The 7,066-nt window shown below is 58.5% G+C and carries 3 protein-coding genes; all 3 read left to right on the forward strand.

All coding sequences use genetic code 11. The features are described from left to right. Positions 1-93: 93 nt before the first annotated feature. A complete protein-coding gene (locus GTP90_RS18955; RefSeq protein WP_161085027.1) occupies positions 94-297 on the forward strand; it encodes a helix-turn-helix transcriptional regulator in 204 nt (67 codons plus the stop codon). 516 nt (positions 298-813) lie between these two features. Then, the gene (locus GTP90_RS18960; protein WP_161085028.1) at positions 814-5,403 is read left to right on the forward strand and encodes a CHASE domain-containing protein; all 4,590 of its coding nucleotides are present in this window, start codon (positions 814-816) and stop codon (positions 5,401-5,403) included. Between the two features lie 487 nt (positions 5,404-5,890). Further along, on the forward strand, positions 5,891-6,784 hold the full coding sequence (locus GTP90_RS18965) for a GGDEF domain-containing protein (RefSeq protein WP_161085029.1): 894 nt from the start codon (positions 5,891-5,893) through the stop codon (positions 6,782-6,784). The last annotated feature ends 282 nt before the right edge of the window (positions 6,785-7,066 follow it).

Below are 7,066 nucleotides of genomic sequence, written 5' to 3' on the forward strand. Positions count from 1 at the left end.
GCCTGTCCGATTCACGGATGGCGCAGCCATCCTGTAGGTCCGTCTTTTTCCGCCTCGGACCGGCGGCAATCACTCTTTCGTAAGGAGGCTGCAATGGACGTTCAATCACCGGTTCAAGAACTCAGCATCATGCGCCTGTCCGAAGTCACGGCGGTCTGCGGCAAGTCGCGCGCGGCGATCTACAAGGCGATCCGCAAGGGGGAGTTCCCGAAGCAGGTTAAGCTCTCGGCGCGAACGTCGGGATGGATACGCTGCGAAATCGAAGCCTGGCTCAGGGCACGGATGGCGGCAAGATAGGCGGGGAGAGAGATCGAGCCATTGCCAGGTTGGGTGTGAACGTGCTTCTGTTTGCAATTGCGCGTTGTTACTATTTCTGGAAACTGCGTCCTCCCCCGGGTATTTGGTCCGTTTGCAAGTTGGCATAGCCAATGAGAGCCCGGGAAGTTGACATGCTGCGCATCATGCGGACGCATCGACACCAAGGCGTTGGGCGTGGTCGTCAGTGATACCTAGCTCCGTAGATCATAGGCCGACCAAATCCCGGGGCAAGATGCCTCCGTGCGACTGAGCCCGTTCCGTAAACGGGATTGATCGGCTCTGTTGCACGAATGCCATTTCTCGATCGGATTTCGCCAGATTCCGCTACACCCGGTACTGGAAGAGAACGGCGTGTTGTTGTTTATCGCCTCCCAACAGTCGCACGGACGCAAACTTGAACTTGTTCCGTCAAGGAAATGCTATATTGTCTAGAGGAAAAAAACGCCTTTGATTGGCTTGTGCAATGCAAGTTTGTTAACGTGGGGGGGAGTTGGGTTGTATCTTTCTCGGTTTTCAATCGCACGTTCGCTGGCAATACATCTTGCTCTGGCGGCTGCCTACTACGCGACGGCACGCCTGGGCTTGTTGCTGGCGTTCGCTTCGACCAATGTTACCCCGGTCTGGCCGCCTTCCGGCATCGCGTTCGCGGCGCTGCTGTTGTTGGGAATGCGGCGCTGGCCCGGCATTCTGGCGGGAGCATTCGTCGCCAATTTGGTGGTGTTTTCAGCGAACGGCGCCTTGACTGGACCGGCTGCGACCTTCACGTCGCTAGCGATCGCATTCGGCAACACGCTCGAAGCTGTGGCGGGAACTTATTTACTGACCAAGCTCCTTGGCAAGTTGCCAGACCTCAGCAATCCCACCCGCATCTACTGCTTTGCCGCTGTAGCCGGTCTTATGTCGATGGTAGGGGCCGTGGGTGGAATCGCTAGTTTGACTGCGGCACATGTAATAACGTCGGCAGCGGCGGGGAAGATCGGCATCATGTGGTGGTTGGGCGATACCGCCGGCATCATTGTCGTGACGCCATTTATCCTGGCCTGGTCACGTCGTCATTGCCGCTGGCGTTGGACTGCGGGCAGCGTCATGATCACGGTTGTCAGCCTGCTGATCTTGGCGTTCATGTTGGAGCTTTTTTTTGGGCGTCACTACAAGTGGGACAGATCGTACCAGCAAGTGGCCATTTTATTGTTGCCGACGATTGGGTGGGCGGCATATCGTTACGGCATGCGCGGAGTGACCATAGTAGTCTTGCTGCTATCTGGAGCGGCTGTTTTTGGCACGACACAAGGGATGGGCCCGTTTTCTGTCGGAACGCTCGACGACGCTTTGTCTTCGTTGGAAATCTTCATTGCACTTTGTTCCCTGATGGGCATGGTGTTGGCGTCGGATCGGGAAACGCAGTTACACCATTCGGTTGCCGAAAAAGCGGAGGACAACAAAGCATCGCGGCTGGAGATGTTGCACTGGTTGGTGCTGTTTGTCTGCCAGGCGTTGACGATCCTGGTATGGCATTACGTTGCTTCGGGAACCGAGCAGCACGCGCGCGAGATGTTCCAAGCCGAGGTTGACACCATCCAGCATCGTGTCAACGTGCGCATGAATACCTATGCGCAAGTGCTGAAAGGCGGCAAGGCATTGTTTCGTGCCTCCCCCCGAGTGACGGATGCGGACTGGCATGCCTACGTCGAGAGTCTTGAAGTCGACAAGCAGTATCCCGGGCTCCAAGTCCTGGCTGTTGCCGAGAAGGTGACCGACACCCGCAGCTTACAAAGGAGGATGGGCAAGGAAGGAATGGAAACGTTCAAGGTGTGGCCCGACGGCGGCCGGGATGACTATATTCCTGTCGTTTATATTGCGCCCCAATCGGAGCAGAATGCCCGTGTGTTGGGCTTTGATCTGCAATCGGAGCCAATTCGGCGGGCTGCGCTGACGCGGGCGGTCGAGACTGGTGAAATCGCGACTACAGGAGCGATCCTTTTGATGCAAGATCGGGGCAAGTCGCAGCACCCCGGATTTTTGATGGCGCTCCCGGTTTTTCGCAAGGACGCGTCGGTCGCGACGCCGGAGCAGCGTACGGAGGCGTTGTATGGATACGTGGTTGCGGCGTTCCGCACCAGCGACCTGATGGCGGCAATCCTGTCGGATTTTGGCGCTAAAGTGGCATTGGAGGTCTTTGACGGGAAATCGACCTCGCCGGAAAACCTCATCTATTCCAGCCTTCGGCGCCAAGAACTGTCATTGACCGATTATCCGAATCCATATTCGGGCGTTGCGACAGCCCAGATAGGCGATGCCCTTTGGACGTTGCGGGTCACTTCGCTTCCCGCCTTTGAGTCGGTGGTCGACCGGGGCAAGGCGCTCATTGTGCTTGTCTCTGGAATGTTGATCAGTCTCCTTTTTTTTAGTATGACACGGGCACTGACGGCCAATCGTGAGGAGGCCATCCATTCGGCGCTGGCCGCCACCAGAGCCTTGCGTTCGTCTGAAAACAAGTTCGGCGCGCTGGTGGAGTCGGCCGTCGGATTTTCCATTATCTCGACTGATCTCGAGGGCGTGATCCAGGTTTTTAGCTCCGGAGCTGAACGTATGTTGGGCTATGTCGCAGAAGAACTGGTTGGGTTGCGGACGCCAGCGCAGTTGCACGTGGCCGCAGAGGCGGAAGCGCGGGGTGTTGAACTTAGCGCCAGTCTGGGCCGGACGATCACTGGGTTCGAGGTGTTTGTCGCCTACGCCAGAATGGGGCGCTCGGAGACGCGCGAGTGGACCTACGTCAGAAAGGATGGTGGCACGTTGCCGGTGCAGCTGACGGTCACGCCCATCATCGGGGACGGTGGCGCCGTGACGGGATTCCTCGGAATGGCCACCGATATCACGGCCCGTCAGCAGATTGAGCGCGACCTGCGCACGGCCAAGCGGACTGCCGATGCGGTCAGCGGCGCAAAAAGCGAATTTGTCGCCAACATGAGCCACGAACTGCGCACACCGCTCAATGCGGTGCTGGGTATAGCCGAACTGCTTGACAAGTCGAAGCTCGACGCCGAACAGCGCAAGGACTTGGACATGATACGGGTGTCAGGCAAGACCTTGTTGGGAATATTGAACGATATCCTGGATTTTTCCAAGATCGAGGCCGGCAGGATGGAGTTGTCGCCGGAGCCGTTCGACTTGGACGAGCTGCTGGCGACGGTCGGCGTGGTGATGGGGGTCAACGCCGGCGTGCATGACCTCGAACTGGTGATCGACGTCGATCCGGCCATCCCGCGCTGGCTGGAAGGCGACGCCTTGCGGCTGCAGCAATTGTTGGTGAACCTGGCGGGCAATGCGATCAAATTTACCGCTGCCGGCAGTGTGAGGGTGTACCTGCGGCACATCGTCCGCGCCGACGGCCGGGTCGGCTTGCAGATCGAAGTGCATGACACCGGTATTGGCATGACGCGCGAACAGATCGGACGCGTGTTCGCCCCATTCGCGCAGGCTGATTCGTCAATGACGCGGCGCTTCGGCGGCACGGGCCTGGGCTTGGCGATCTGCCGCCGGTTGGCCGAGTTGATGGGCGGGAGCATCACGGTCGATAGCCGCTACGGCGCCGGCAGTGTCTTCACGATTTCCCTGGACTTGGATGCGGTGGCGCTGCGGGAAGCTAAGCAGGCCGAGCCACCTACCAACAAAACGATGGTGTTGGTCGCATCCGAAAACCCGATGACGCGCTTGGCAATGAGCCATGCAGTCGAGCGCCTGGGGTGGAATTTCAGCATCGCGACCGAAGACGACATCGGGCGCCTGCGTAGCGGAATAGCGGTTGCGCCGGGCCTCGCTGCGGATCTGGTGTTGCTCGATTGGCGCGTGTGTGCCGAGGTCGATCCGGCGGTAGTGATCCGATGTGTCCGCGCAGGCGGCCCGGCATTGGTGCTAATGGTGATGAGTTGTTATGCGCGCTCGCACTTGGGTCTCCATCCATCCAGACTGGACGTGGATATGGTCTTGGATAGCCCGGTGACGGCGGCATCCTTGCTGGATGGCGTGCAACGCGCGAAACTGGGGGGGGCTGGTTCTTCCGATTACCAGTTGACGATGCCGGCGGACCTGATGATGTTTGAAGGGAGCGTTTTGCTGGTCGAAGACAACGAGTTCAACCAATACATCGCTCGGTCGATGCTGGCGGCGCACGGGCTGCAGGTGGAGGTGTCCGGCAATGGTCAGTTGGCGATCGACTTGCTGCAAGGCCGGCCAGGTGACTTTGACCTGGTACTGATGGATGTGCAAATGCCGGTGATGGACGGCTTCGCTGCGACCCGGGTCATTCGACAAGTGCTGGGGTTGGACCTGCCGGTCATCGCGATGACCGCTGGGGTGATGGAGAACCAGCGCAACCAGTGTATTGCCGCCGGCATGAATGACTTCATTGGCAAGCCGGTGGACCGGCAACAGATGTGCGCGGTCCTGGCGCGCTATCTGACGCCGCAGAAGCGCGGTGAGGCGGGGCACCGCTCTGTGGCGCCAGCGCGCGACGAAGGTTGCAACGGGATATTCGATTTGGCTCCGCTGCTCGATTCCATTGCCGCGACCCCGGAGAGCTTGCATACCATGACGCGCTTGTTGACGCAGTTCGTGCGATCCGGTACGAGCGATCTGGAGGATGCGCGTCTCGCCTACGACCATGGCGACCGCGACGCGGCTGCGCGCATGCTGCATACTCTGCGCGGGTCTGTGGGGACGTTGGGGGCACAGCGCTTTGCTGCAGTCTGCCAGGCGTTGGAAACTGCGATGGCAGACGACTCTCCTGAGCGGATCGGGGCGATGTTCCGCACTGCCAGGGAGGAATTGGAAGCGGTTATCGCTGCTGCCGACCTCTGGTTGGCGCAGAGCGGCGCGCAAGCGGAGGGACCTGGTCACGAGGACTGCGCAGTGACTGTGGCATTGTTGGGAGTACTGCTGGCTGAACACAACACCGCCGCATTATCGCTTTACGAGCAACTGCGCGGCGTCATGCCGAGTTTACTCGGTGATGAACGCGCCCAGCGTCTGGACAGTGCGATGGACTTGCTGGATTTCGACGCGGCGTTGGAACTGTTGCCGTCGTAATTTGAACTAGACCGCGATGCGGTGTAACGAGTAATACAAGGAAAGAGTATGGCGGCACCTGCTGGCCTTTCACCGTTTTTATTGCTGACGACAATGCAATGACCCGGTCCGTTCTCCGCATGATCATTCAGGGGAAGGGATATGAAGTGCCGGGCGGGGCGTCCGCGGCGAAGGCCGGTGGAATGCAATGACGCCCGGATGGCGCCTGCCTCGATATCGCGTTGTCCGACCGCATTGGATTGGAACTGCCCGATACCCTGCAGACCGACTTGTCCGGCTTGACGCCATTGTTGGTGTCCGCCTTTATCAATCTCGATGCCGCGACCATTGCGCTGGCGCGGAGGGCAACCGTTTTATCGTCAAGTCATTTTATGACGGAACGGTATTTGACATGTTCGATGCCCCGAATTCCCCGTTAAAGCGGAGCTGGCCGTCGCATTAACCGGATGTGGGCAAAAAAAAAGAGAGGGTAGGGATGGAGCGCGAATTGTTACTGATCGTCGACGACAGCATCGAGATGGTCAAGATGTTGAGTGCGATTTTAAGGACCGAGGGGGAGATCCTGTTCGGATTAAACGGTGAGGCCGGGCTGCGCATTGCCAGCGAGCGACGGCCAGCGTTGATGCTGCTCGATGTGAATATGGCGGGTATGGACGGCTACGAAGTGTGCCGGCGGCTGAAGGCGGATCCGGCGACGGCCGGGATTGCGGTCATCTTTGTCACTGCTGATAAAAGCGAGACAAGTGAGCTCAGGGCACTGGCGGCCGGTGCGGTCGACTTCGTGACCAAGCCGCTGAACCCGCCGGTGGCCTTGGCGCGGGTGCGCACCCAGCTGCGCATTTGCCGCCAGAACCGGGCCATTGCCGAGCTGGCGAACCGGGACGGCTTGACCGGCCTGTTCAATCGCCGCCATTTCGACACGGTGGCCGAGACGGAATTCACGCGGCACAAGTGCCACCAATTGCCCTTGGGAGTGGCCTTTATCGATATCGATTGTTTTAAAATTTACAACGATCGCCTCGGGCATCAGGCGGGCGACATGTGCCTGAAGCTAATTGCGCAGACATTAGCTGAGAGCGTAAAGCGTCCGGGCGAGATGGTGGCGCGCTACGGCGGCGAAGAATTCGTCGTATTGCTGCCTAATATCAGCAGCCGGGAAGCGTTAGCGTTTGGCGAGCTTCTATGTGAAATAGTCTGTAGACTTGACCTTCCCCATCCGGACTCTGCTAACAAGATGGTCACTATCAGCGTTGGTGTCGTGGCAGCAGTTCCCTGCGATTCGGATTCGATGGTCTCGTTCATCGCAGCAGCGGACCAGGCTCTCTTTCAAGCCAAACATGATGGACGGAATCGTTCCGTTTTCTCTGGTCATTCGGATTGATCTGGAACAGCGCTGCGCTGCATATCGTGAATTCGGTCAAGTTAGTGACGGCGATTTATAAAGGGATTCGGAACAGGTCATTAGCTGACCATTTCGGCGACCATAAAGTTTCTCTCCAATCCAAACGGATCCGTGCTTCAATTTCCCTAAATGTTGATCGTGTCCCACGGAGTGGTGTATGAAGCTGGCGCCGAGTTCGGCGCTAAGGCTTGAGCAATGATGAGATGGCCATCGTGATTCATGAGTAGGTTGGGGTTACCAGACCTTAACCAGTCAGAGGAA

The sequence above is a fragment of the Duganella vulcania genome (assembly GCF_009857655.1).
GTDB lineage: Bacteria > Pseudomonadota > Gammaproteobacteria > Burkholderiales > Burkholderiaceae_D > Rugamonas > Rugamonas vulcania.

Excerpts from the sequence above, each read along its gene's own strand:
- GTP90_RS18955 (WP_161085027.1), top strand. The coding sequence starts at position 94 with ATGGACGTTCAATCACCGGTTCAAGAACTCAGCATCATGCGCCTGTCC.